Annotated in this window: 21 protein-coding genes, 1 pseudogene and 1 other annotated feature; of the genes and pseudogenes, 3 read left to right on the plus strand and 19 right to left on the minus strand. The window is 31.0% G+C overall.

All coding sequences use genetic code 11. From position 1 onward, the window contains the following. Positions 1 to 19: 19 nt before the first annotated feature. The 7 genes from E0E45_RS13435 to E0E45_RS17725 all read right to left on the minus strand — a co-directional run bounded on the left by E0E45_RS13435 (position 20) and on the right by E0E45_RS17725 (position 7,487). Entirely contained in the window at positions 20 to 982 is a 963-nt protein-coding gene (locus E0E45_RS13435; protein WP_130891640.1) for an acetylxylan esterase, read from the minus strand. Positions 983 to 1,003: 21 nt separating this feature from the next. Then, positions 1,004 to 2,857: a TRAP transporter large permease subunit gene (locus E0E45_RS13440; RefSeq protein WP_130891641.1), complete on the minus strand. Its 1,854-nt coding sequence runs from the start codon at positions 2,855 to 2,857 to the stop codon at positions 1,004 to 1,006. Positions 2,858 to 2,890: 33 nt separating this feature from the next. Further along, positions 2,891 to 3,883, minus strand: coding sequence for a sialic acid TRAP transporter substrate-binding protein SiaP (locus E0E45_RS13445; protein WP_130891642.1), 993 nt, complete (start codon positions 3,881 to 3,883; stop codon positions 2,891 to 2,893). Between the two features lie 43 nt (positions 3,884 to 3,926). Further along, on the minus strand, positions 3,927 to 4,931 hold the full coding sequence (locus E0E45_RS13450; RefSeq protein WP_130891643.1) for a LacI family DNA-binding transcriptional regulator: 1,005 nt from the start codon (positions 4,929 to 4,931) through the stop codon (positions 3,927 to 3,929). Between the two features lie 305 nt (positions 4,932 to 5,236). Continuing rightward, on the minus strand, positions 5,237 to 6,373 hold the full coding sequence (locus tag E0E45_RS13455) for a cyclically-permuted mutarotase family protein (protein WP_130891644.1): 1,137 nt from the start codon (positions 6,371 to 6,373) through the stop codon (positions 5,237 to 5,239). A gap of 35 nt (positions 6,374 to 6,408) precedes the next feature. Further along, positions 6,409 to 7,305 (minus strand): DMT family transporter, encoded by an 897-nt coding sequence (locus E0E45_RS13460; protein ID WP_130891645.1) that lies wholly within the window; start codon positions 7,303 to 7,305, stop codon positions 6,409 to 6,411. 44 nt (positions 7,306 to 7,349) lie between these two features. Further along, the gene (locus E0E45_RS17725) at positions 7,350 to 7,487 is read right to left on the minus strand and encodes a hypothetical protein (RefSeq protein WP_172604199.1); all 138 of its coding nucleotides are present in this window, start codon (positions 7,485 to 7,487) and stop codon (positions 7,350 to 7,352) included. A 409-nt stretch (positions 7,488 to 7,896) separates the two neighbouring features. Between E0E45_RS17725 and E0E45_RS13465 the strand changes: the two genes are divergently transcribed. The 3 genes and pseudogenes from E0E45_RS13465 to E0E45_RS13475 form a co-directional block, all read left to right on the plus strand. After that, positions 7,897 to 8,229, plus strand: coding sequence for a hypothetical protein (locus tag E0E45_RS13465; RefSeq protein WP_130891646.1), 333 nt, complete (start codon positions 7,897 to 7,899; stop codon positions 8,227 to 8,229). A gap of 277 nt (positions 8,230 to 8,506) precedes the next feature. Continuing rightward, on the plus strand, positions 8,507 to 8,749 hold the full coding sequence (locus tag E0E45_RS13470) for a transposase zinc-binding domain-containing protein (protein ID WP_130889724.1): 243 nt from the start codon (positions 8,507 to 8,509) through the stop codon (positions 8,747 to 8,749). Positions 8,750 to 8,764: 15 nt separating this feature from the next. Then, positions 8,765 to 9,715 (plus strand): annotated as a pseudogene (locus E0E45_RS13475) (IS91 family transposase); the annotation flags it as partial. Positions 9,716 to 9,884: 169 nt separating this feature from the next. Here E0E45_RS13475 and E0E45_RS13480 read toward each other — a convergent pair. From E0E45_RS13480 to rplA, 12 genes are all read right to left on the minus strand, one after another. Continuing rightward, positions 9,885 to 10,478 (minus strand): ComF family protein, encoded by a 594-nt coding sequence (locus E0E45_RS13480; protein ID WP_130891647.1) that lies wholly within the window; start codon positions 10,476 to 10,478, stop codon positions 9,885 to 9,887. Positions 10,479 to 10,626: 148 nt separating this feature from the next. After that, the gene (locus E0E45_RS13485; RefSeq protein ID WP_130891648.1) at positions 10,627 to 12,645 is read right to left on the minus strand and encodes a sodium-translocating pyrophosphatase; all 2,019 of its coding nucleotides are present in this window, start codon (positions 12,643 to 12,645) and stop codon (positions 10,627 to 10,629) included. 90 nt (positions 12,646 to 12,735) lie between these two features. After that, positions 12,736 to 13,755, minus strand: a complete 1,020-nt coding sequence (locus E0E45_RS13490; RefSeq protein WP_130891649.1) for an FAD:protein FMN transferase — start codon at positions 13,753 to 13,755, stop codon at positions 12,736 to 12,738. Then, positions 13,724 to 13,939 carry a DNA-directed RNA polymerase subunit omega gene (gene rpoZ / locus E0E45_RS13495; protein WP_005979666.1) on the minus strand — a complete coding sequence of 72 codons (216 nt, stop codon included), beginning with the start codon at positions 13,937 to 13,939 and terminating at the stop codon, positions 13,724 to 13,726. Before rpoZ ends, E0E45_RS13490 begins: the two co-directional genes overlap by 32 nt. A gap of 10 nt (positions 13,940 to 13,949) precedes the next feature. Further along, complete coding sequence (gene gmk / locus E0E45_RS13500; RefSeq protein ID WP_130891650.1) at positions 13,950 to 14,504, minus strand: guanylate kinase; 555 nt, start codon at positions 14,502 to 14,504, stop codon at positions 13,950 to 13,952. A gap of 1 nt (position 14,505) precedes the next feature. Beyond that, complete coding sequence (locus tag E0E45_RS13505) at positions 14,506 to 14,745, minus strand: extracellular matrix/biofilm biosynthesis regulator RemA family protein (protein WP_096401405.1); 240 nt, start codon at positions 14,743 to 14,745, stop codon at positions 14,506 to 14,508. An 8-nt stretch (positions 14,746 to 14,753) separates the two neighbouring features. Continuing rightward, on the minus strand, positions 14,754 to 15,632 hold the full coding sequence (locus E0E45_RS13510; RefSeq protein WP_130891651.1) for a YicC/YloC family endoribonuclease: 879 nt from the start codon (positions 15,630 to 15,632) through the stop codon (positions 14,754 to 14,756). A 68-nt stretch (positions 15,633 to 15,700) separates the two neighbouring features. Next, a complete protein-coding gene (rpoC, locus tag E0E45_RS13515; RefSeq protein ID WP_130891652.1) occupies positions 15,701 to 19,669 on the minus strand; it encodes a DNA-directed RNA polymerase subunit beta' in 3,969 nt (1,322 codons plus the stop codon). A 122-nt stretch (positions 19,670 to 19,791) separates the two neighbouring features. Next, positions 19,792 to 23,292, minus strand: a complete 3,501-nt coding sequence (gene rpoB, locus E0E45_RS13520) for a DNA-directed RNA polymerase subunit beta (protein ID WP_130891653.1) — start codon at positions 23,290 to 23,292, stop codon at positions 19,792 to 19,794. Positions 23,293 to 23,532: 240 nt separating this feature from the next. Then, positions 23,533 to 23,898: a 50S ribosomal protein L7/L12 gene (gene rplL, locus E0E45_RS13525; protein ID WP_005979679.1), complete on the minus strand. Its 366-nt coding sequence runs from the start codon at positions 23,896 to 23,898 to the stop codon at positions 23,533 to 23,535. 92 nt (positions 23,899 to 23,990) lie between these two features. Further along, on the minus strand, positions 23,991 to 24,503 hold the full coding sequence (gene rplJ / locus E0E45_RS13530) for a 50S ribosomal protein L10 (protein ID WP_130891654.1): 513 nt from the start codon (positions 24,501 to 24,503) through the stop codon (positions 23,991 to 23,993). A gap of 17 nt (positions 24,504 to 24,520) precedes the next feature. Beyond that, positions 24,521 to 24,662 (minus strand) — a sequence feature (ribosomal protein L10 leader region). A 3-nt stretch (positions 24,663 to 24,665) separates the two neighbouring features. Next, positions 24,666 to 25,373 carry a 50S ribosomal protein L1 gene (rplA, locus tag E0E45_RS13535; protein WP_130891655.1) on the minus strand — a complete coding sequence of 236 codons (708 nt, stop codon included), beginning with the start codon at positions 25,371 to 25,373 and terminating at the stop codon, positions 24,666 to 24,668. Positions 25,374 to 25,456 lie beyond the last annotated feature (83 nt).

Below are 25,456 nucleotides of genomic sequence, written 5' to 3' on the forward strand. Positions count from 1 at the left end.
CTCCTTGTTTCTAATCACTCTAAAGTAGTTCCATAGCCCATTTTAAATTTTCATCCTGTAAGCCATTCAACATATCTTCATGTCCATACTCTGGAAATATTAAGTGTTTTTTTCTGCATAACAACTTATTATATACAGCAAATTGAGTGGATGGAGGACACACCTTATCCATAAGCCCAGTTGTCATTACAACATCAGCTTTTATCCAATGAGCCATATTTTGGATATCTATATATCCTAAGTTATTAAAAAATTCATTCTCTCTTTCATGTTGTGGATCTCTTTGTCTAAAATAATCTTTTATTTCTTCATAGGCAGCTCCTGTATCCATATCCCAACATCTTTTATAATCACTTAAAAATGGATATACAGCAAATACTTTATTCACATTTGTATTTAAAGCTGCAAGAGCTAAGGCTATTCCCCCACCTTGAGAATAGCCCATTGTTCCAATTTTATTAATATTTATATAGTCAAACTCCATTACAATATCCATTAAATCTAACGCATCTAAAAATACTTTTTTATAATATAAATCTTCTGGGGTCATCACTCCTCTTATAAGATTACAATTTCTAAAATGATTTTGAACCCCAAAACTATCAGTAGAATCACCCATCTGTCCTCTGCATTCCATAGAAAACACTGCTATTCCGCATGCTGCATATGGAAGTTTATAAGTCCAATCTTTACTGCAGCCTCCATAACCATGAAATTCTATTATAGCAGGTATTTTTCCCCTTATATTTCTAGGTTTTAAATATTTTACATGTATGACAGCTTCTTCTATTCCATGAAAAAATATATCATAACATTCACAAAAAGGAGTTTGAAATTCATTCCTTTTTATTTCTATATTACCAGAAAAAAACTTTCTTTTTTTGAGTATATTTTCCCAATATTCATTAAAATCATCTGGCCTTTTACTGCTTCCTTGATATTTTTTTAATTGTTCTAATGACATATCCACACTTAATGGCATTTTTTATTTACCTCTCTTCTACTATCCTCCCATTATTAAATTAGGAAGGAATGTTATTATTCCAGGAAATATAGTTATAAATACCAGTGTTACAAATATTGGTATCAAAAATGGAAGTACACCTTTTGTTACTGTACTTACAGACATTTTTCCTACTTGTGCTACTACAAACAAAGCCATTCCCATAGGAGGAGTAAGTATTCCAATCATCATGTTTAATGTTGTCATTACTCCAAAGAAAACTAAATCTATTCCTACTTTGTCTGCTACTGGAATAAGCATAGGGAGTACAAGGAATTGAAGAGCAAGAGCATCAATAAACATTCCAAGGAATAGTAATAATAAGTTTATCATTACTAATACAGTCAATGGAGAACTTGCATATTTCATAAATCCTGCTGCTATTTTCATAGCTATCTGTTCTCTGGCAATCATATCTCCAAAGAATGTAACTGTTATTATCATTAAAACTGTAACTCCAGTGATTGCCATAGCTTCAACACAATGTTTAAAAAACGATCTTATAGTAAGTTCTTTATAGATAAAAGCTCCTAAGAAAACTGAATAAGCTGCTGCAACTACTGCTGCTTCTGTAGGAGTAAATAATCCTGAAAATATTCCTCCAATAATGATGAATGGAGTTATTAAAGCCCAAAAAGATTTTTTAAAGGCTTCAACCTGTTCCTTAAAAGTAGCTTTTTTAGCTTTTTTATATCCTCTTTTTTTACATACAAAATAATTCATTATCATTAAAGCTATTGTAGTAAGAACACCTGGAACAAATCCTGCAAGAAATAATTTAGCAATAGATTGATTAGCAATTACTCCGTATACTATCATACTTATACTTGGAGGTACTAAAGGTCCTATTATACATGAAGCTGCTGTGATTCCACCACAAATATCATCATCATATCCTTCATCTCTCATGGCTTTTATTTCCAACTGTCCAAGTCCACCAGCATCTGCTATAGCTGACCCTGACATTCCTGAGAAAATAAGAGATGCAGCTACATTTACATGTCCCATTCCTCCAGTAAAATGTCCCAGCAGAGCTTTTGCAAAATTAAATATTCTTTCTGTAATACCGGATCCATTCATCAGTATTCCTGTTAATACAAAGAAAGGAACACTTAAAAGACTAAAGCTGTTAAGACTATCTACCAATTTAGCAGAGGCAAAATATATAACATTCCATTTAGTAATTGAAAAGTAGAATATTGTTGCTGCCATAAGAGACCATCCAACAGGTACTCCCATAAAAATCATTACCAGCCAAACTCCAATAGTTACATATCCTGCTATAGGTCCAAACTTATAGTAATTAGCTAATCTGAATATTCTAAATATTTTAGGGTCATATATTATTAATCCTACAATAATTATCAAAGCTGCTAAAAAAATTCCTGGATGTAATATTACTTTTTTATTATCATAATTTTCCTTGTATGCTTGAAAAAAACGTATCATCATAAGTATTGCTACAATAGGAAGAGCTATATACATCCATCCTGCTGATATTTTTAATGATACCAGTTCAAATATCCATTTTTTCTTATAAAGATTATTTCCTAAATACCCCATAAAAATAATAGATATAAAAATTATTATCTGTACAATAGTAAATGCAACTCTCTGCATTCTTGGAGAAAATCTGCTGCAAAGAAAATCTATAAGTACATGCTGCTGGTTTCTGATACCCATACTAATTCCCAGCATTCCTACATATACAAACAACAGACTTGATAATTCTTCACTCCACATAAGAGGTGTTCCTAATACTTGTCTTGCCACTATCTGCATTACAAGTATTATAAACATACAGACAAAAAGTGTTCCTCCTATCCATTCTTCTAATTTATCAAAAACTTTCATCTATTTTTACCACCCTATCTCTTTTTACACAATTTATTTTCCAGCTGCTGTTATTTCATCTACTGCCTGCTGACCAAGTTTTCCATTTTTCTTAATAAATTCATCATATACAGGCTGCATTTTTGCTTTGAATTCATCTAAGTTTGGTTCAGTTATTTTTACACCATTTTGTACAAAAAAGTCTTTCAAACTAGCTTCTTCATCCACAAACAATTTTGTATGATATTGTGCTGCTTCTTTAGCTGCTTCTTTAACCACTTTTTGAAGATCTTCAGGCAGACTTTCTAAAGTTTCATTTCCAACTACATATAACTGATCGTTTAATATATGATTAGTCATAGCAAGATAAGGTTGTACTTCATAAAACTTTTGGGCCCTTACAGCTGATAATGGATTTTCCTGCCCATCTACTGAATTAGTTTGAAGTGCAAGATATACTTCTGAAAAAGCCATAGGTGTAGGAGCTGCTCCTGTATATTTTGCAAAGTTTAGATTAGATGCTGCATTTGGAACTCTTAATTTCAATCCTTTCATATCTTCAATTGAATTAATAGCTCTATTTGAAGTTGTTTGTCTAGTTCCATTATAAGCCTGTGACAAAATAGTAATTCCTAGTTCTTCATTTATTTTATTTATTAAATTTTTTCCAAATTCAGTATTAAAAGTAGCTTTGTTCACGTGGTCAAAATCTTTTATCATATAAGGCAATACATACACTTCAGCCTCTGGAAAAAATATTGCAAATCTTCCAATTTCTGTAAATGAGAAATCCAAAGCTCCTCCTGATACCTGTTCAAGCATACTTCTGTCATCTCCAAGCTGACCATTTGGGAAAAGAGCTATTTCTATTCTTCCTTTTGATTCCTCTTTTACTTTATTTGCAAAAAATTCTGCTGCTTTATATTCATTAGATGAAGTTCCTGGAACCATTCCCATTTTTAAATTATATTCTGCTGCAAGTGCTGCTGTTGTCATTACACCAAATAACATTGTCCCTAACCCTAAAACTTTTAATGTGTTTTTCATAAATTTAAACCTCCTGTTTTTAATTTATTTTTAATTTATGTTTTTAATCATTTAAGTTCTCATAGAAGATAATATGTGATTTTGATATTTCCCAATTCCCAGTTTTTGCATCATTTTTATATAAAATATCAAACATTTTTTTCCCTGCATTATATCCTTCAGTTGCTATTTCTTCCATTACAGTTGCTGTTATTATTTTATTTTTTATCATTCTTTTGATATTTTTTCCAATTCCATTTGTTACAATTTTTTTATCATTTAATATTTTTGAAGGCAGCTTTTCAAAAATATCCTGTGCATATCTGTTTATATAGATTCCTTTTATCTCTTCTTTTAGACATATTTCTTGTAAAATTTCTATACTTTTTTCTATTCCATTCCCTTTTAATGGCCCTACTATATCAATATCTGTTTCTCTTACTCTTTCTAAAAATCCTTTTAAATATAATTTTGAAGATATTTTATCATCACCATTGTCTACAATTAAAAGTTTTTCCCCTTTTCTAAGAAGAGCACTCATTATACCACCAGATATTTTTCCTTGTTTTAAATGATCAGGTCCTACATGAGGTATATTTTCATGAAGCCTTATTCCCAAAGAAATTATATTAGTTTTTTCTAAATGTGGCTTTAATATATCATATACTTTTTCTTTTGCTAAAGGTGTTATAATCAAGCCATCCATATCTCCTGTGCCAAGAACTTTCTTTAATTCCTCAATTTGATTTTCCGGATCATTAATATCATTTGTTATTATTTCTAATTTATAATTATACGCCTTAAACTCTTTTTCAGCTTCTCCTAAACCTCTTATTATTTCTTGAGTATAAAAAACATTTTTAGAATTGATCACTAAACAGTAAACTTTTTTTACCCTTTTTCCTGCAAGAGAACTTCCTATATAATTTTTTTCATAATTCATTTCTTTTACAAGCTCAAGTATTTTATTCTTAGTTTCCTCTTTAATCAATGAACTACCATTTATAGCTCTAGCAACTGTTGTTCTACTGATCCCTAATTTTTCTGCTATTTCCTTCTGTGTAATCATATTTAAAATCACCTTCTCCTAAAAATGTTCGCGTGTTCATTAATATAAATATAACTTTTATTCTTAAGTTTGTCAATGATTTTTTTAAGTTTTTTTAATACTATTTCAAAACAAAAGGTTCTTTATATATTCTAAAATGATTATTGCATACCAAGTAACAGAGGTTGTTTAAAAGAAATTTCTACATTTTTCCATAAAAAAAGAAGATAAAATTTGAGTAAGAATCAGATTAAATTTTAAAATTTTTTATTAAAACTTCTAATCTTTTTTATAACTCAATCATATCCTCTTCTTAAAATTTTTAGCTATTTTTTAATTATAGTTCCAATGTACATTCTACTTGTTCTGATACCTGGTTTAATTTCTCCATTTATTGAAAATACTTTGTTTCCAACCAAAACTAATCCTTCTCCACATGGTGCATCAAATGGTATTTCTCCTATAGATTTCCAAGAATTATTATCAGAATTATATATAAGTATTTTTCTATTCCAGTTAAATTCAGTAGGATTTGCCCCAAAATACCCAGCTTTGAATCTTGCTAATTCTTCTCCCTTTAAAGAACTTAGATTAGCTACTGCATTATCATATACATCTTTATTAAATCCACCTATTACCATCATTTCCTTTTCATTCAATTTTACTGAAGAAGCTCCAAGAAGAGATATTCCCTTTCCTCCTAATTCTACAGAAGCTGCTGAAGTCCATCTATCAGCTGTGAAGTCATATTTATATCCATCAGTATACGCAATTGAATCTCCACCACTAAATACATATAATTTTCCATCAAGTATTTGAGATACAGCCTGTGTTCTAGTTTCTGCTCCTGGTACAGGTGCTAATTCTTTTGACTTGCCTGTTGCAAGATCATATTCATACATTTTATTTGTAGCTTTTCCATCTTGTTTTCCAGTTATAATATATAGTTTTCCATCTTTTTCTACTGCTGTTCCATTTTGCAAAGTAAAAGGTAAATCTCCTACTTTTTCTATATTCAGTTTTCCTTTTTTCATACTTAGAAATAATATATCATTATCTGCCTCTGCAGTTGCTCCTCCCCCAATGTAATAAACTCCACCTTTTACAGTTACAGATGCTCCATAACCAATTTCATTGTCTAAATTTATGTGTTCTTTTACTGTTAATTTTCCATCTTTTTCTTCTAAAAGATATACATCAGAATAAAGCTTTTTTGTCCCTCCATTCAATACAGTATCATATGGAAAATTTGCCCCACCACCTACTACTACATATTTTCCTTCAAGAACTCCTGATAACATTCCTGCAGTTCCTATATTTTTTTCAAATCCTTTTTGTGCAGGTAAATTACCAGCATGTTCCCAGGTTATTTTTCTTTCTACTCCTGGTGTTTTTACTTCTGTTGAAGTACATCCTCCTAAAACTAATACAGATAATATTGCAGCAAAAACAAATTTTTTCATGATAAGCCTCCTTATTTATTATTATTTATTATTATTTATTTTTTCTTTAAAGCTATTACACAGCCAAAAATAACAATTATTGCCTCTAAACATTGTAATAAAGCAATTTTTTCATCTAAAGTAAAATATCCTACAATAGCAGTAGAAAGCGGAACAATTAATTGAATGCTGTTAAAAATTACTACCCCTTGTTTTTGCACAATATAAAAAGCCATCATCATTCCAGTTAACATTCCATATATTCCTGCAAAAACAAGTCCTATTACCATTGCTGTACTAGTTTCATATAATTGACATGTTCTTCCTGTATTGATTGCTATTAATAGATATATTATTCCAGTCATTGTCGCTGTTACTGCACTTATCACGATGCTATTAATATCTTTAGATATATTTTTTACAATTAAATTTTGAATAGATTGTATAAAAATAGCACTTATCAAAAATAATCCTCCTAAAGTAAAATTAGAATCTACTCCTGACATTTTAGTTCCATTTGTAACAAAAATTAAAGATCCTACAATAGCTATAATATTTCCTATTATAAATTTTCTATTTTTTATCTTTTCTCTTTCATCTTCATAGAAAATAGAAGCCATAATCATAGCTAATGGCATTGCTAAAATTCCAAAAATACTTCCTGTTAATGCAGATGTTTTTTTTAATCCACTTATAAAAAAATACATATTTCCACTTATAAGACAGCTTAATATCAATAATTTTAAAATTAGACTAGGAGAATTAAATATTTTTTTAGAATCATCTCTAAATTTTAATAAACAAATTAAGATAAATAAAATTCCACCAGATAAAAATCTAACAGCATTATTATTAATTGTATCAAAATGTATGCTCATATATCTCATTAAAGGAAATCCAAAACCCATTAAAATAATATAGAATACATTAATAAGTTGATTCTTATTATTCATTTAAATTCCTCCAAAATATTTTAAAAATTAAACTATCTGAACCATTACAGCAAATATTTCTTCATCTCTAACATATATTTTTCAACTATATCTTCTAAAAATATTTGATAAGAAGAAAATAGTCTCATTGGAAATTCTGACATAATTGTCTTTGCATAAAATTTGTCACTTGCTTTGTACATACTCTAAATAAGATCTCCTATAATATAGTTACTTCCTTTTCTAATTTTGCAATAGTATCAATATCTTTAATAAGATCTGCTTGATATAATCTCAATAAAATTGGAAAATAAGAAAATATACTTGAAAAAAACATACTCCATTCTTCATATAAACATCCTAACCCATAACTATATTTACTTAAATAACTTTAAGGGAATATAAACTATTACATTTCTCATTAATGTTCTCGTGTTCATTTTCTTGATAATAACTCATATAATTTTATTTGTCAACATTTTTTTATTTTTTAGAACATAACAAATTAAAATAGGACTATTTTTTACAGTAACTATTAAAAAAATATATATATTTCTATCCATTGATTTTATTAAATTTTTACTTAATTTTTTATTTCTCAAACAGAAAAAAATGATCTATTTATATACATTTTATATAATTTATTTTATAAAAAAGACTTTACATTTTTTTAAAATACTTTATTATTTCAGTAGATTCACTTTAACTGTAGAAGACAAATTTAAAGATGGAGATAAAAGAGCTAAAGATACAGTTGGAAGATATGAAGATTTTGGAAGAAATAGAATTTATTTAGGTGCAGATTATCAAGTTAATACAAACTTAAATGTTTATTTAAAATATGGGTATGAAATTAGGAATATGGAGAAAGTTAATGATGGAAAATCTTTTGATAGTAATAATTATTATGGAGACTTTATTGTTGGATGGAATTATAAATTCTAATGTTCCTTAAGTAAAAAGCTGGCTATTAAGTATAAATAAAGCTTTATTCCTTTATTATCTTTTTAGTCAGTTTATATAAATAAAAATAATTTTCTTTTAAGTATTTCCCTCATAATTCCCCATATAGAAAACAATTTTAGACTCCCCCAATTTTAAAATTGTTTTCTATTTTAACATTTTTAATAAAAAAAGCTGAGTAACATTTAAAAAAATGTTTTACTCAGCTCTCTTTTTTGTATAATATAGTTACCACCCTAATTATACAAAGGAGACATACATGCAAATCAAACATATTATCTCTAAAATCAATATAACAAATCTTTTAGGTAAAATCAAGAAATATTTTAAAAATGAGCATTTTGAGGATGTTAAACAGACTATTCAAAAATTCTTAGCTTGTTCTATTGATAAATCTTTTCTCTCTCTTCAATGCCCTAATTGTCATGATGCGCATAAAATTAAAGTTACTTGTAAATCTAGATTTTGTCCTTCCTGCGGTAAACGTTATTCTGCTCTTTGAACTGAAAAAACTTCCACTTCTCTTATTGATGTTAAACATAGAAGTGTCCTTTTTACTATTCCTGAAGAACTTAGAATGTTTTTCTTCTATGATAGAGATCTTTTAACTAAGCTTGCTTATGCTGTTAATGATGTTTTTAAATATCAATTTCATAACATTAAAGCAAAAAATCAAAGAATTCATAAAATTTCAAAATATTCTTCTAAATACTTTACTAACTCAGATATCATTCATTATGGATTGATTACTGTTATTCACACCTTTGGACGCGATCTTAAATGGAACCCTCATATTCATGCTATTGTTACTTTAGGTGGTTTCAATAAAAACTACCAATTTCTTGAAAAAAAATATTTTCATGTCAATTCCATTGCTGGACAATGGAAAAAAATGGTTATTGATATTGTTAAATCTGGAAATTATGACAAGCCTGAAATTAAAGCTAAAGCTTATGCTGCTGCTAACTACCTTTATCGCAAAAATACAAGATTCTTTTTCAATGTTGCAAAAAATGATTTAAATAATAATATTTATGCAATTAAATATATTGGCAGATATCTAGCAAGAGCTCCTATCGCAGAATATAAAATTATTGATTTTTATGATAATAAGGTTACTTTCTATTATGAAAGTCTTGCTGATGATAAACAAAGAATTGAGCTTACTTTAGATGCAGAAACATTTCTTTCCAAATTAATTATTCACATTCCCCCTAAACATTTCAAAATGATTAGGCGCTTTGGAATCTATTCTAGAAATATTAAATCAGAACTTAAAAACATCATGAAATTCATGAGAAAATATGTCTCTAAATATTCCAATTTTACTTTTTATCAACTTGAAATATGGAAAGCTTTTGGAGTAAATCCTTTTTATTGTTTTAAATGTAATACCAGAATGAAAGTTAAAAAAATATCATATTTTAATATACATACAGGCTCCATTTGCTGGAAAGAATATCGCTAAATAGCTGATTAACAATCAGCTTTTTTGTGCTGTCAATTTTAATCTTATTCAATTAATATATCTAGTATGAATACAAAATAATTAATATTTTTTATTTTTTCAACAAATTTATCAAATTATAATTTCCTAAGAAAAAATAAAAAAAGAGCCCATTTAGAGCTCTTCTTTTCTATTTATCATCTATACTGCTTTTTGCGACTACTAATACATATATATTTTCTACATTAGTATCATCTTTCAATAATGTACAAAGACTTTTTAAAGTTGTTCCTGTGCTGTATAAGTCATCTATAAGAAGAATATTTCCTTTTCTAGTTAGATCTCTATTTTTTCTTATGCTGTTTTTAAAAAGGTCTAATTTTTTTTCCACTGGAAGATTTTTTATCTCTTCTGGAGTAAGTTTGCTAAAAAAATCTAAAGATATAGGTTTTTTAACTTTTTCTCCAACTAGTTTAACTAATTGAAATAATGGCTGTATTATTCTAGGTTTTGAAGGAGGAACAGCAATTATTCCATCTATTTTGTCAAGAAGATTCCATTCATTTGTAATGTGATCTGCTATTTCATCTGCTATTTCTACTGCCTTAAGATAATCTTTATGATATTTTAATTCATTCAGTGCTTTTCCTATTTCACTATATGTTACATCAAACTCTGGATATCCAAATATATCCTCACCCTTATATTCACTTTTAGTTGTAAAATAATCCAGAGCATAGCCTTCATTCCATACCCCTTCTAATTTTATAGGATTTAACTTCATACCTGATGACCTCCTAAATACTTTTTGTCTTACATACATTTTAACATATTTATTAAATAATTCAAATATAGGGTATAATTTTCATATAGTAAAAAAAGAAGGACAACCATTCGGTTGTCCCCAAAGCATTTTATTTATTATAACATAATTACATAAATTTTACAAATAATGGTACTAGAACTAGTGAAACAATACTCATTAATTTGATAAGAATGTTAAGAGATGGTCCAGATGTATCTTTAAATGGATCTCCAACTGTATCTCCAACAACTGCAGCTTTATGTCTGTCAGATCCTTTTCCATCTCCTTTGTATCCAGCTTCGATTTGTTTCTTAGCATTATCCCATGCTCCACCAGCATTAGCCATCATTATAGCCATTAGCACACCAGTAACTAGAGATCCAGCTAATAATCCTCCTAGAGCTTCAACTGACCAAATTCCTACTGCTACTGGAACTACTATTGCAAGTACTCCAGGAAGTATCATTTCTCTTAATGAAGAGTGAGTAGAAATTTCAACACATCTCTTGTAGTCAGGTTTTCCCTTTCCTTCCATGATTCCTGGGATTTCTCTAAATTGTCTTCTTACTTCTTCAACCATTTCCATAGCTGCTTTACCAACTGCTGTCATTGTAAGAGCAGAGAATAGGAAAGTAAGCATCCCTCCAATAAATAGACCAGCTATTACTTCTGGGTTTGTTACTTCTATAATGAAATCAAATCCTGGAGTTGAAGTTTGTACTGCTTCTTTATAAGCTGCAAATAGAGATAGAGCTGTAAGAGCTGCTGATCCAATTGCAAATCCTTTTCCAACTGCTGCTGTTGAGTTACCAACTGCATCAAGCTTATCTGTACATTCTCTAACTTCATGTGGAAGTTCTGCCATTTCAGCAATTCCTCCAGCATTGTCAGCCACTGGTCCATAAGCATCAACTGCTACTACCATTCCTGTACTTGCAAGCATTCCAACTGCTGCTACAGAAATTCCATAAATTCCAGATACATCTTTAGAAGCCATATAAGCAACAATTATAGCTAAAGCAATAATAATTATAGGCGCAACTGTAGATTCCATTCCAACTGCTAATCCTTCAATTATAGTAGTAGCTGGTCCTGTTTTAGCAGCATCAGAAATTCTGTTAACTGCTTTTTTACCAGTATCTGTATATAATCCTGTGAAATAAGCTATAACTAATCCTGCAACTAATCCTGCAACAATAGCATAAAATATTCCCATTTCCAATCCTAAATATTTAATTATTCCAAATGAAGCAACTAATGAAAGGATTCCAGCTATTCTAGTTCCATTTTCTAATTTGTGATAAACTTCATCAGGATTATCAGTTTTAACTGTTAGTGTAGCTAAAATAGAAGTAATAATTCCTAGTGCTGCTATTAGTACAGGTGCAATTAGGTATCCAAAGTTACCAGTTGCATGTGTTATAGTAGCTCCTATAGTCATTGCAGCTATAATAGATCCAACATAAGATTCAAATAGGTCTGCTCCCATTCCAGCAACGTCTCCAACGTTATCTCCAACGTTATCTGCAATTGTAGCTGGGTTTCTAGGGTCATCTTCAGGAATTCCTGCTTCTACTTTACCAACAAGGTCTGCTCCAACGTCAGCAGCTTTAGTATAGATTCCTCCACCAACTCTTGCAAATAGAGCTATTGATGAAGCTCCCATTCCAAATCCAGTAACAATACTCATATCCCAGTTGAATATAATTATCATAATAGATAGTAAAAGCATTCCAAGTCCAACAACTGCAAGCCCCATAACTGCTCCACCAGCAAATGCTACATCAAGAGCTTTTGAAAGCCCTCCCTCTTTAGCAGCTATTGAAGTTCTTCCGTTAGCTTTAGTTGCTATTCTCATTCCAACATTTCCTGCCACAGCTGAAGTTACAGCTCCACATACAAATGTTATTGCAACTGAAATATTTAAGAAAATTCCTAATAATACAGCTACTGCTACTACGAAATACACCAATATTTTGTATTCAGCAAGTAAGAAAGCCATAGCTCCCTCTCTGATAGCGTCTGTTATTTCCGCTACTCTTGGAATGTTAATTTGATAACTTTCCACTTTTTTAGAATAACCAAAGGCAGCAATCAATGCAAGTATCCCAGCAATTATTCCAACATAGATCAACGAATGTTCCATTACTTAATCCTCCTATATTAATTTAAATTACACACTACATTATATTTGAAAACTCAATTTATTACAAGTATTTTTATTCAAAAAGTGCTCTTATTTTTTAAATAAATTAAGATTTTTTGTTTTTAATATATTCATATCCTTATCCACAATTAAAACTTTCATTTTTTTATTATTTTCAGCGTATTTCATAACTTTTTCTACTGGCATAGTAAAAAATGCAGTTGAATATAAATCAGCTAGAAAAGCATCCTCACAGATGACCATTACCAGTTTTTTATCTCGAACTGGAAAACCTGTTGTTTTATCTAATATATGATGATATTTTTTCCCATTTATCTCCACATAAGTTTGATAATCACCTGATACTCCCATACCTTCATCATTTAATTCTACAATTCCAAGTAAATCTTCGGGATTTTCTGGGTTTTGCACTCCTATTCTCCATGGTTTATTTTCTGGTTTTGTATTTATTACATCTATACTTGATATGGTAGTTATAAAAGCACTTGTTATTCCAATTTCTTCCATTACTTTTTTAGCTCTTGCTACAGCATACCCTTTTAAAAAAGATCCAGTATCTATTTCATTTACAGGGGATTCCATGTACATTTGATTCCCCTCTATTTTTACTTTATCAAAATCTATTTCTGTAAGTATCTGGGCTAAGCACTCTTTTGATGGAATAGAAATTTCTCCAACTTCACCAAACCCCCATGCCTTTAATAATGGCCCAATAGTTATGTCATATTTTTTATCTGAAAGTTCATATACTTCTCTCACTTTAGAAAAAAGCATTAGTCCCTCATCATCTAATTCCACTGGAATAGCAGGATCTGAATTTAATTTTCCTATTATACTAGTTTTTATCTTGCTGTTGAATTTATTATCTAATCTCTCTATTTCATTAAATGCTTCTTCCATCCCTTTTTTGGCTAATTTTTCATCCTTATCATAAACTGTTATCTTTATATAAGTTCCAAAAAGAAATTTTTCACTTTCGAATTTCTGCATCTTTTTATCTGTACACCCAATAAAAGCAAGTGGAAGTAGCAAAATTATCAAAAGTCTTTTTATCACACTATTCACCAGCTTCTTCTTCACCAAATTCATAACCAATCTTTCCATCAGCAATTTCTCTGAAGGCTTTTTTGATATCAGTATCTTTTTTGCTGCATTTAGTTAAAAGTGTAGCTCCTTTTCCTATTTCTCTAGCTCTTTGACCACTGATTATTGTCAATATATATTTGTTTGGTATTTTATCAAGTAACTCATCATAAACTATATCTTTTTTCATAATTAGCCTCCTATTTATTTTTTTCTATAATTTTTTTTAATTCATTACATGCTTGTTCTACAGTATAATTTATTATTGTTATATCATATTCCTTCTCATATTCCAATTCTTTTATAGAATTTGCAAGTCTAAGCTGGATAGTTTCCTCACTATCTGTTTTTCTTCCTCTCAATCTCATTTCAAGATCTTTTTCTGTTGGTGTTTTAAAGAAAATAAGATTTGCTTCAGGATATTGATCTCTCACTTGAAGACCACCTTGTACATCAATTTCTAATATTATATTTTCACCTTTAGCCATTCTATTTTCCACTTCTGATTTTAGAGTTCCATAATAATTTCCATGAACTGTTGCAGTTTCTAAAAAATCTCCATTTTCTCTTTTTTTAAGAAATTCTTCTTTAGTAAGAAAATAATAATCTCTTCCATCTACTTCCCCTGTTCTTGGTTCTCTTGTAGTTGCAGAAGTAGCAAGGTTTATTCCAAGCATTTTACGTACAAGTCTACAGATAGTAGATTTTCCAGCACCACTAGGTCCTGATACTACATATAGATTTCCTTTTGGCATTTTATTCTCCTTTCTCTATTCTAGCTGATATCGTTTCTGGATTTATAGCTGACATTATAACATGATTTGAATCTGTTATTATCAAGGTTTTTGTTTTTCTTCCCAAAGTTGCATCTATAAGCCTGTTTTGAAGTTTTGCTTCCTCTCTCAATCTCTTGCTTGGAGCTGAGTCAGGATTTATGACAGCAATTATTCTTATATCCATCACCATATTGTTAAATCCGATATTAATTGGTCTCATAGATCCTCCTATTCGATATTCATAGCTTGTTCTCTAATTTTTTCAAGTTCATTTTTACATTCTACTATAAGCTTTGAAATATCATACAGGTTACATTTTACTCCTGTAGTATTCAGTTCCCTAAATATTTCCTGAAGAATAAAATCCATTTTCTTGCCTACTGCTGTATCCTTGCTTTCCATTTCTTTTCTTAACTGTTCCATGTGGCTGTCAAGTCTTGATATTTCTTCAGATATATCTGATTTATCAGTAAAAAGAAGTATTTCTTTTAGGATATCTTCTTCTTTAAAATCTATCGTCCCTCTTAATTTATCAAGTCTTTCCATAAGTTTTTCTTTATAATTTTCAACTACAATTTCTTTATATTTCTTTATTTCAATTATTTTCTCTTCAAGAACATTTACTCTTTCCAGGAAATAAGTTTTTAATCTATCCCCTTCATCTTCTCTGGTTTGAATAAACGGAATGAGCAACTCATTCACTTTTCCTAATATAAAAGCTGAATACTCACTTTCATCAATTTCAAAATCATTTTTTTGTATAACATTTAAATTTCTAACTAAAATATCCATTTTATTTGTAAATTTTTCATTAAAATCATTTTCCATCTCTTTAAGTACATTCATATAAGCTGAGCTTAAATTTCTATCATAATCAAAAAGTTTCCCCAGCTCTCTTTTATCTTCAAACTCTATTTTTAGATCTAAAGAACCTCTGCTAATTTTTGAGGCAACCTCTGTCCTTATTGCTCCTTCTAAAAAATTTAAATTATATGGAAGTTTTATTTTTAAATTTAAATTTTTATTATTTACACTTTTAAGTTCCATGTTGATAGCAAAACTTTCATCTTGGTATGTAAGTTTTGAATATCCTGTCATACTTCTCATAATTTTTTCCTCCAGGAAAGATGAAACAAATACAGGAATAGGCGACCTTGTCGCCTATTCCTATTATATTATTCTTCTTCTAATTCTAATTCTTTACCTTCCAATTCAACTGCTCTTACATTTTTATATGCATTGAATCCAGTTCCTGCTGGAATCTTTTTACCAATGATTACATTTTCTTTCAGTCCTTCTAAATAGTCAATTTTACCTTCTATTGCTGCATTAGAAAGAACTTTTGTAGTTTCTTGGAATGAAGCAGCTGATATAAAGCTTCCTGTATTAACAGCAGCTTTAGTAATACCTTGAATGATTGGCTCATACTTGATTAAAGGTTTTCCTAACTCTTTCAATCTTGCATTTTCCATATCAACAACTCTTTTTTCAACAACTTCATCTTCTAGGAATAGAGATACTCCTGAATCAATAACTCTTACTTTCTTAAACATCTGTTTAACAATAATTTCGATATGTTTATCGTTAACTCCAACTCCCTGATCTCTATATACTTGTTGTACTGACTCAAGTATAAACTGTTCAGCAGCTACAAGTCCTTTGATGTTTAATACGTCAAATGGCGAAATAGCTCCCTCTGTTATCTTATCCCCAGCCTTAACAAGCATACCATCAGTTACTACTAGACGTTCTCCAACTGGTACTAAGTATTCTCTGAAATCTTTTGGATCATTTGTAGACTTTACAATGATAACTCTCATACCTTTCTTTTTCTTACCAGTTACTTCTATTTTACCTTCTATATCAGTAAGCATTGCTTTACCTTTAGGGTTTCTTGCTTCAAATAGCTCTTGTACTCTTGGAAGACCTCCAGTGATATCTTTTGTTCCAGCACCTTCTTTAATGATCTTAGCTATTGTCTGCCCTTTTTTAACTTCTTCTCCCTCTCTTACCATTAAGTAAGCACCAAATGGGATAGTATAACTTCCTCTTGTATTTCCATCATTATCAAATATTACAACTCTTGGGTTGATATCTCCTGATTCAACTGGTTTAATAGCCATATACTCAGTAACATCATACTTTTCATCATAATTTTCTTTTACATAAAGCTCTCTATATTCAATTCTACCATCTTGGTCAGCTATAATAGGGATATGGAATGGATCAAATGTTACCAATGTAGTTCCAATTTCAACTTTTTCTCCCTCTTTTACTTTAAGTATTGATCCTGATGGAATTTCGTAGTCATAATTTCCAATGATTATTTTAGCAGACTGACTTACTACTGTTTGTTCTCCAGTAGTATCGTTTTCAAGAATTTTTATATCTCTATAAACAACTTTACCTGCATTTTCTGCTCTGATTCCACTTATTACTGTAGCTGCTGTTGCAACCCCTCCTGTATGGAATGTTCTCATTGTAAGTTGTGTCCCAGGTTCTCCAATTGATTGAGCTGCAATAACTCCAACTGCTTCTCCTAGAAGTATTTCTCTATGATTAGCTAAGTCCATACCATAACATTTTTTACATACTCCTTTTTCAAGAGAACAAGTCAATGGAGATCTAATTTTTACTTTTCTTATACCTAGTTCGCTTATTTTATCTATAAGTTCTTTTCCAATCATAGTATTTCTAGTAGCAATTACTTCACCTTCATGTACTAAATCTTCTGCAAGAACTCTTCCTCTGATTCTTTCTTCTAATTTTTCAATAACTTTACCTTCTGATACAAGTTCTCCAACTTCAATTCCTTGCTCACTTCCACAATCTTCTGCATTTACTATAACCTCATGTGAAATATCAACAAGTCTTCTTGTTAAATATCCTGAATCGGCAGTTCTTAGGGCAGTATCTGCCAGTCCTTTTCTTGCTCCATGTGATGACATGAAGAATTCCAATACTGTTAGTCCTTCACGGAAGTTCGCTTTAATAGGAACCTCAATGATTCTTCCTTGTGTATCGGCCATGTTCCCCCTCATAGCAGCTAGCTGTCTCATCTGAGAAATGTTACCTCTGGCTCCTGAGTTCGCCATCATATAAACTGGGTTGAATTGATCTAGTCCATCCATCATTGCCTTTGTTACAGCTTCAGTAGCTTCAGACCAAACAGCGATAGTTTTTCTATATCTTTCTTCATTAATGATTTTTCCTGATTTATAATCAGCATCTATTTGAGCAACTTCATCATCTGCTTTTGCAAGAATTTCTTTTTTAGCTTCTGGAATCTCCAAATCTTCTATACCTACTGAAACTCCTGCCATAGCACCATAATGGTATCCAAAATCTTTGATTTTATTAATAAGCTCTGCAGTTTCAGCAAACCCATGCTCATCATACAATCTAGCTATAAGTTTTTTAAGTTGTGATTTACCAAATGTTACATGGTATTGTTTATCCACTTCAGGAAGCATTTCATTGAACATAATTCTTCCAGGAGTAGTTTCTACTATTTCACCTTTAATTCTTACTTTAATAATAGCATGAGTATCCAGTACTCCATTATTATAAGCTGTAAGAGCTTGGTCTATATTTGAGAAACATTTTCCTTCACCTTTTGATCCTGGTCTGTCTTTAGTCATATAGAAACATCCCATAACCATATCTTGAGAAGGTACTGCTATAGGTTCTCCATTCGATGGAGAAATAATGTTATTTGGAGCCAGCATTAGAAGTTTTGCTTCCATTATAGCTTCTGGTGATAGCATTAAGTGTACAGCCATTTGGTCTCCATCGAAGTCAGCATTGAAAGCTGAACATACTAGTGGATGAAGTCTGATAGCTTTTCCTTCTATCAATACAGGCTCAAATGCTTGAATAGACAATCTATGAAGAGTTGGAGCTCTGTTAAGAAGTACTGGGTGATCTTGAATTACATCTTCAATTACATCCCATACTTTATCATCTGCATCTTCAACTAATTTTTTAGCTGTTTTGATATTTGAAGCAAGTTCTCTTTTTACAAGTTCTCTCATAATAAAAGGTTTGTAAAGTTCCAGAGCCATTTTTTTAGGAATTCCACATTGGTTCATTTTTAATGATGGTCCAACAACGATAACTGATCTTGCTGAGTAGTCAACCCTTTTTCCAAGTAAATTTTGTCTAAATCTACCTTGTTTACCTTTTAGCATATCAGAAAGGGATTTTAGTTCTCTGTTATTTTGAGCAACAACTGGTTTTCCTCTTCTTCCATTATCAATAAGGGCATCTACAGCCTCTTGAAGCATTCTTTTTTCATTTTTTACAACTATTTCAGGAGCTTTTATTTCTAAAAGTTTTTTAAGTCTATTATTTCTGTTAATAACTCTTCTATAAAGATCATTTAAGTCAGAAGTAGCAAATCTTCCTCCATCTAATTGCACCATTGGTCTTAAGTCAGCTGGAATTACAGGAACATTTTTAAGTATCATCCATTCAGGCTTATTATTAGAAGAGATAAAGTCTCTAACTATTTTAAGTCTTTTAACTACTTTCTTTCTTTTTTGTGAAGAAGTTACATCTTCCAATTCTTTTTCTAATTCATCTCTTAATGATTCAAGATGAGTCTTTTCAAGAAGCTTCAATACAGCTTCAGCTCCCATTAGCGCTTCAAATTTATTTCCATATAATTGTTTGTACAATTTATACTCTTTTTCAGTAAGGATTTTTCCTTCTTTTAAATTGCTTTCACCAGCTTCTGTAACTATATATCTCGCAAAATATAATACAGATTCCAATTCTTTTGGAGATAGTCCAATGATAAGTGACATTTTATTTGGAGTTCCTTTAGAATACCAAATATGAGATACTGGAGCAGCCAAAGAAATATGTCCCATTCTTTCTCTTCTTACTTTAGATCTAGTTACTTCTACCTCACACTTTTCACAAACAAGACCTTTATATCTCATTCTCTTATATTTACCACAAGCACATTCCCAATCCTTAGTTGGTCCAAATATTTTTTCACAAAACAGACCATCTCTTTCTGGATTTAAAGTTCTATAATTGATAGTTTCAGGTTTTGTAATTTCCCCATATGACCATTCTTCAATCTTTTCAGGGGACGCCAATCTAATTCTTATTTTCTCAAAACTTCTTATTCCCATTAAATGCAAAGCCTCCTTAATTGAGATAAAGCTACATATAATTTATCTATATGGACGATAACATGGATTATTTGTTATATATAACCCATGTTTATCCCTAACAGTTCTTTTTATTTTATTGGTTAATCTTTGAATTCAGCTAAAGGAGAATACTCAGTAGTTATATCCTCTTTATTTAATTCTTCATCTACATTTATAATATTATCTTCTTTGTCAAATAATTCAACATCAAGTGCTAATGCTTGGAATTCTTTCAACAATACTTTGAAAGATTCAGGTAGATCTGGCTCAGGCATTTCTTCACCTTTGATTATAGCCTCATAAGTTTTTGTTCTTCCTGTAACATCATCTGATTTTACAGTAAGCATTTCTTGAAGTATGTTTGAAGCCCCATATGCTTCCAGTGCCCAAACTTCCATTTCTCCAAGTCTTTGTCCTCCAAATTGAGCTTTTCCTCCCAATGGTTGTTGTGTAACCAATGAATAAGGTCCAATCGCTCTAGCATGCATTTTATCTTCTACCAAGTGGTGAAGTTTAAGCATGTACATTCTTCCAACTGTTACTGGATTGTCAAATTTTTCTCCAGTTCTTCCATCATAAAGATCAACTTTTCCACTTCTAGGAAATCCTAGTTTTTCAAGATAGTCTTTGACCTGATCTTCAGATGCTCCATCAAATACTGGTGTAGCAATATGAGTTCCACCATTATAGTTACCCATAGCCATACCTAAGTGAACCTCAAGTACTTGTCCAATATTCATACGTGAAGGTACTCCTAGTGGATTAAGTACAACATCTAAATGTGTTCCATCTGCTAGGAATGGCATATCTTCAGCAGGAAGTACTCTTGATACAACCCCTTTATTTCCATGACGCCCAGACATTTTATCTCCAACAGTTATCTTTCTTTTTTCAGCAACAAGTACCCTTATAGCTTTATTGACTCCAGCTTTAAGTTCATCTCCATTTTCTCTAGAAAGTTCAAGAATCTCTACAACAGTTCCTTTTGATCCATGAGGCATTCTAAGTGATGTATCTCTCACATCTCTAGCTTTTTCTCCAAAGATAGCTCTCAATAATTTTTCTTCTGCTGGTGGTTCAGTTTCTCCTTTTGGAGCTGTTTTACCTACAAGTATATCTCCAGGTCCAACTTCTGAACCAATAGTTATTATTCCTTTAGAATCTAATTTTCTCAATGCTTCCTCAGAAATGTTAGGTATTTCTCTAGTTATTTCTTCATCTCCAAGTTTAGTATTTCTAGCTTCTATTTCATATTCTTCCACATGGATAGATGTAAATACATCATCTTTTCTCAATCTATCAGATATTAAGATCGCATCCTCATAATTATATCCTTCCCAAGGCATGAATGCCATTAGAATATTTCTTCCAAGTGCTAAATCTCCACCTCTTGTAGCAGGTCCATCTGCTATTACTCCTCCAGCTTTTACTTCTTCCCCTGGAGAAACAAGTGGCGTTTGATGTAAACACATAGATTGGTTAGATCTTTCAAAGTTAAGCATCCTATATTTATGCTCTTTCCCCTCTGGATCTTCTATTATTATTTTTTGTGCATCTACATATGTAACTCTACCATCAGTTTTAGAAATAACAACAGCCCCAGAATCTACAGCCACTTTTCTTTCCAGACCAGTTCCTATATATGGTGCTTCTGTTCTTAATAATGGTACAGCCTGTCTTTGCATGTTTGATCCCATCAGTGCTCTATTGGCGTCATCATGCTCCAGGAATGGTATTAATCCTGCTGATACTGATACCACTTGTTTAGGTGAGATATCTAGATAATCAACTTTCTCTCCACTGATACTTACAATTTCATGGCCAAATCTACATACAACATCTCCAAGAAGCGACCCATCTTCTCCAATTTTTGTATCGGCTTGTGCAATAAATAGTCCTTCTTCTTCATCCGCTGCAAGGTAATCTATTTGATTAAAATCAGCCTTACCATCTATAACTTTTACATATGGAGTTTCAATAAATCCATATTTATTTATCTTAGCATATATTGCTAATGAACCAATAAGACCGATATTTGGTCCCTCTGGTGTTTCTATAGGACAGATTCTTCCATAATGAGAATCGTGAACGTCCCTTACCTCAAATCCCGCTCTTTCTCTTGAAAGTCCTCCAGGTCCTAGAGCTGATATTCTTCTTTTATGAGTCAATTCAGCTAATGGATTAGACTGGTCCATGAACTGAGATAATTGTCCAGATCCAAAGAAATCTAAGATAAGTGCATTCAATGGTCTAGTATTAAGTAATGATTGAGAAGTTAAAGTTTCAGAATCCTGAACTGTCATTTTCTCTTTTACCATTTTACCCATTTTAGAAAGTCCTGCTTTAATTTGCATCAATAACAGCTCTCCTACACCTCTTACACGTCTATTAGATAGATTATCTATATCATCAGTATGTCCATTTCCATTATTTAGATTAATTACATATTTCATTGTTCCTATAATATCATCTTTAGTTAATAATATTTCATCTTCAGGAACATTAAGTTTTAATCTTTTATTCATTTTATATCTTCCAACTGGCTCAAGATCATATCTTTGAGGATTGAAGAACATTTGTCTGATAAGCGATCTTGCAGACTCTACAGTCACTAGATCTCCTGGTCTTAATTTCTTAAATACTTCTGTTACTGCTTCCTCTTTTGTAAGTGTACTATCATTTAAAACAGTATTAGCTAAAAGTTTATCCTCTGGTTTTACTTCCCAATAAGTAACTTTTTCTATTTTGAATTCTATCATTTTTTCTATTAAAGCTTCATCTATAACTGCATCCGCTTCTGCTATAACTTCACCTGTTTCATCATCATAGATATCTTCTTTAATAAAACTTCCTTCAAATCTTGTTCTGATTACACTTAAAAGTTCTTCTTTGTTTTTATATTTTTGGAATATTGAGGCTAAATCTAATTCTTTAGTTTCTAAGAAATAGTCTTTTATCTCTGTATTGTTGTTGAAGAAATCAATAGCCTTTAGGAATACAGTAGCTAACACCTTTTTCTTTCTATCTATTTTTATGCTCAAGAAATCATTTTTATCTGTTTCAAACTCAAGCCAAGTACCTTTATATGGAATAATTTTTCCAGAGAAAAGGTCTTTTCCTGTTTGAATATTGATCTCTTTGTTGAATGAAACTCCTGGAGATCTGTGCAACTGTGATACAACAACTCTTTCAGCACCATTGATTATGAATGTACCTCTTTCAGTCATCATTGGAACTTCTCCAAAGTAAACTAAAGACTCTTGTATCTCATTTCCACTTTTCTTATTAATAAGTCTTAATCTTACTTTCAAAGAAGTAGAATAAGTTTTTCCTCTTTTTTTACACTCAAGCTCATCATTTAATGGTGGCTCTGCTTCATGTAATTCATAAGAAACATACTCCAACTTGATATCTCCATTAGAAGATTCAACAGGGAAAATTTCTCTAAAAGCTGATTCTAACCCCTTATCTTTTCTATTATTTGGAGCCTCTTTAGCTTGTAGAAAATCTTCATAGGAATCCAATTGGAACTCAAGAAAATGAGGCATTGTTCCTCTTTCTTTTATCCTTCCAAAATTCAATCTTTCAACGAGTTTCCCCATTAATTCACACCCCTTACTAATTCTTTAAAGTTTAATACCTAATCACTTGAAAATAAAAGGCTAAAATCTATTTCCAAATGATTAATTATCACTGTTCCAAAACAAAAATTTACATCATGATGTAATACAATTTATACTTTTAAGTTATCCTTAATAATTAGTAAAAAGGCACTCTGGTTAAGAGTGCCTATTTTTTTTAATTAAATAAGATTTTTAGTTCAAAATTAAAAGTCCAATCAATTATTTAACTTCTACTGTAGCTCCTGCTGCAGTTAGTTTTTCTTTTACAGATTCAGCTTCTTCTTTAGAAACTGCTTCTTTAAGTTTTCCACCATTATCAACTAATTCTTTAGCTTCTTTTAATCCTAATCCAGTAATTCCTCTTACTTCTTTAATTACTGCAATTTTATTAGGTCCTGCTGCAGTTAATACTACATCGAACTCAGTTTTTTCTTCAGCAGCTTCTGCTACTGCTGGTCCTGCTACTGCTACTGGAGCTGCTGCAGTTACACCAAAATGCTCTTCTAGTGCACTTACTAAATCTTTTAATTCTAAAACTGTCATAGCTTCTAATTCAGCTATAAATTTTTCTCTATCGAATGCCATTTATTGTTTCCTCCTTAGTTTTTACACACAAATTTGTGATTTATTATAATTATTATTTTATTTCATCAAATTAAACCAATTGAATCCTATAATTATTCAGCTGTTACTTCTTTTTTATCAGCTATAGCGACAGTTGCATAAGCAAGTTTTCTGATTGGTCCAAGCATTGAGTTAAGTAACATAGAAAGTAATTGATCTCTTGAAGGTAATTTAGCTAGAGCTTCTACTCCTTCAGCTTCAACTCTTTTTCCTGTTAAAACTCCACCTTTTATTTTGAAAATATTTTGTTTTGCTTTAGCCTTATCTTTTGCTAAATCAAAAACAATTTTTGCAGGAGCTACTGGATCAGTATATCCAAAAGCGAAAGCTGTAGTTCCTTCCAAAATATCTTCAAAAGAATCCTCAACACCTGCTTCTTTAAGAGCTATTTTGAATAATCTGTTTTTAGTTACAAGATATTCAGCACCAGCTTCTCTCATTTTTCTTCTCAATGCAGTTTCGTCATTAACACTGATTCCTTGATAATCAACTAATACTACTGATTGAGCTTTTTTAATTTTTTCTACTAGTTCAGCTACGTGATCTATTTTTGCTTGAGTTGCCATTTATTTTTCACCTCCTCTTTTCTTAAAAATTACCTCCGTGCCAAAGAATGGAACGGAGGTTGAAATCACACTATGAGGCTAGCGAAACCTGCTTCCAACCTCGGTAGGGTAATTAAGGTTTAAACCACCTACGGTCTTTGGTTTGGATCTATATTAAATTATTTATCCAACATATTTAGCTACTAATGCAGGGTCCATTTTGATTCCTGGTCCCATTGTTAGTGATACAGCAACAGTTCTTAGGTATTGTCCTTTAGAAGATGCTGGCTTTAATCTTGTGATTTGATCTAAGAAAGCTTTGAAGTTTTCTTCAATTTTCTCAGGAGCAAAATCAGCTTTACCAATTGGTACATGAATTGATCCAAGTTTGTCTACTCTGAATGCTAACTTACCTTTTTTGAATTCAGAAACAGCACCAGCGATATCTGGAGTTACAGTTCCTGATTTTGGATTTGGCATTAATCCTTTAGTTCCCAATATTTTTCCTAATCTTCCTAGTTTAGGCATCATGTCAGGTGTAGCTATAACTAGATCGAAATCTAACCAACCTTGTTGAATTTGAGCGATATATTCATCAGAACCTGCATAGTCAGCTCCTGCTTCTAAAGCTTTTTCTACATTAGCTCCCGAAGTAATAGCTAGTACTTTTACAGTTTTTCCAGTTCCATGTGGAAGAACAACTGTTCCTCTAACTTGCTGGTCTGCATGTCTTGGATCTACTCCAAGTCTTAATGCAACTTCTACAGTTTCTGTAAATTTAGCAGTATTTGTTTTTAAAACTAATTCTAAAGCTTCTTTTACTTCATAAAGCTTTCCAGTTTCTATTAACTTAGCAATTTCTAAGTATTTTTTTCCTCTATGTTTTGCCATTTTTTTAATTTCCTCCCTTTGTGGTGATGCGGAATTAATTCCTACCACTTAATATAACCATGGTACTTTGTACCATATACAAC

It is taken from the genome of Fusobacterium ulcerans ATCC 49185, assembly GCF_900683735.1.
Lineage (GTDB): Bacteria > Fusobacteriota > Fusobacteriia > Fusobacteriales > Fusobacteriaceae > Fusobacterium_A > Fusobacterium_A ulcerans_A.

Bases quoted from the DNA above. Each gene is read 5' to 3' on its own strand.
- E0E45_RS13435 (WP_130891640.1), bottom strand. From the start codon at position 982: ATGCCATTAAGTGTGGATATGTCATTAGAACAATTAAAAAAATATCAA.
- E0E45_RS13440 (WP_130891641.1), bottom strand. From the start codon at position 2,857: ATGAAAGTTTTTGATAAATTAGAAGAATGGATAGGAGGAACACTTTTT.
- E0E45_RS13445 (WP_130891642.1), bottom strand. From the start codon at position 3,883: ATGAAAAACACATTAAAAGTTTTAGGGTTAGGGACAATGTTATTTGGT.
- E0E45_RS13450 (WP_130891643.1), bottom strand. From the start codon at position 4,931: ATGATTACACAGAAGGAAATAGCAGAAAAATTAGGGATCAGTAGAACA.
- E0E45_RS13455 (WP_130891644.1), bottom strand. From the start codon at position 6,373: ATGAAAAAATTTGTTTTTGCTGCAATATTATCTGTATTAGTTTTAGGA.
- E0E45_RS13460 (WP_130891645.1), bottom strand. From the start codon at position 7,305: ATGAATAATAAGAATCAACTTATTAATGTATTCTATATTATTTTAATG.
- E0E45_RS17725 (WP_172604199.1), bottom strand. From the start codon at position 7,487: ATGTACAAAGCAAGTGACAAATTTTATGCAAAGACAATTATGTCAGAA.
- E0E45_RS13465 (WP_130891646.1), top strand. From the start codon at position 7,897: ATGATCTATTTATATACATTTTATATAATTTATTTTATAAAAAAGACT.
- E0E45_RS13470 (WP_130889724.1), top strand. From the start codon at position 8,507: ATGCAAATCAAACATATTATCTCTAAAATCAATATAACAAATCTTTTA.
- E0E45_RS13480 (WP_130891647.1), bottom strand. From the start codon at position 10,478: ATGAAGTTAAATCCTATAAAATTAGAAGGGGTATGGAATGAAGGCTAT.
- E0E45_RS13485 (WP_130891648.1), bottom strand. From the start codon at position 12,645: ATGGAACATTCGTTGATCTATGTTGGAATAATTGCTGGGATACTTGCA.
- E0E45_RS13490 (WP_130891649.1), bottom strand. From the start codon at position 13,755: ATGAATTTGGTGAAGAAGAAGCTGGTGAATAGTGTGATAAAAAGACTT.
- rpoZ (WP_005979666.1), bottom strand. From the start codon at position 13,939: ATGAAAAAAGATATAGTTTATGATGAGTTACTTGATAAAATACCAAAC.
- gmk (WP_130891650.1), bottom strand. From the start codon at position 14,504: ATGCCAAAAGGAAATCTATATGTAGTATCAGGACCTAGTGGTGCTGGA.
- E0E45_RS13505 (WP_096401405.1), bottom strand. From the start codon at position 14,745: ATGAGACCAATTAATATCGGATTTAACAATATGGTGATGGATATAAGA.
- E0E45_RS13510 (WP_130891651.1), bottom strand. From the start codon at position 15,632: ATGAGAAGTATGACAGGATATTCAAAACTTACATACCAAGATGAAAGT.
- rpoC (WP_130891652.1), bottom strand. From the start codon at position 19,669: ATGGGAATAAGAAGTTTTGAGAAAATAAGAATTAGATTGGCGTCCCCT.
- rpoB (WP_130891653.1), bottom strand. From the start codon at position 23,292: ATGGGGAAACTCGTTGAAAGATTGAATTTTGGAAGGATAAAAGAAAGA.
- rplL (WP_005979679.1), bottom strand. From the start codon at position 23,898: ATGGCATTCGATAGAGAAAAATTTATAGCTGAATTAGAAGCTATGACA.
- rplJ (WP_130891654.1), bottom strand. From the start codon at position 24,503: ATGGCAACTCAAGCAAAAATAGATCACGTAGCTGAACTAGTAGAAAAA.
- rplA (WP_130891655.1), bottom strand. From the start codon at position 25,373: ATGGCAAAACATAGAGGAAAAAAATACTTAGAAATTGCTAAGTTAATA.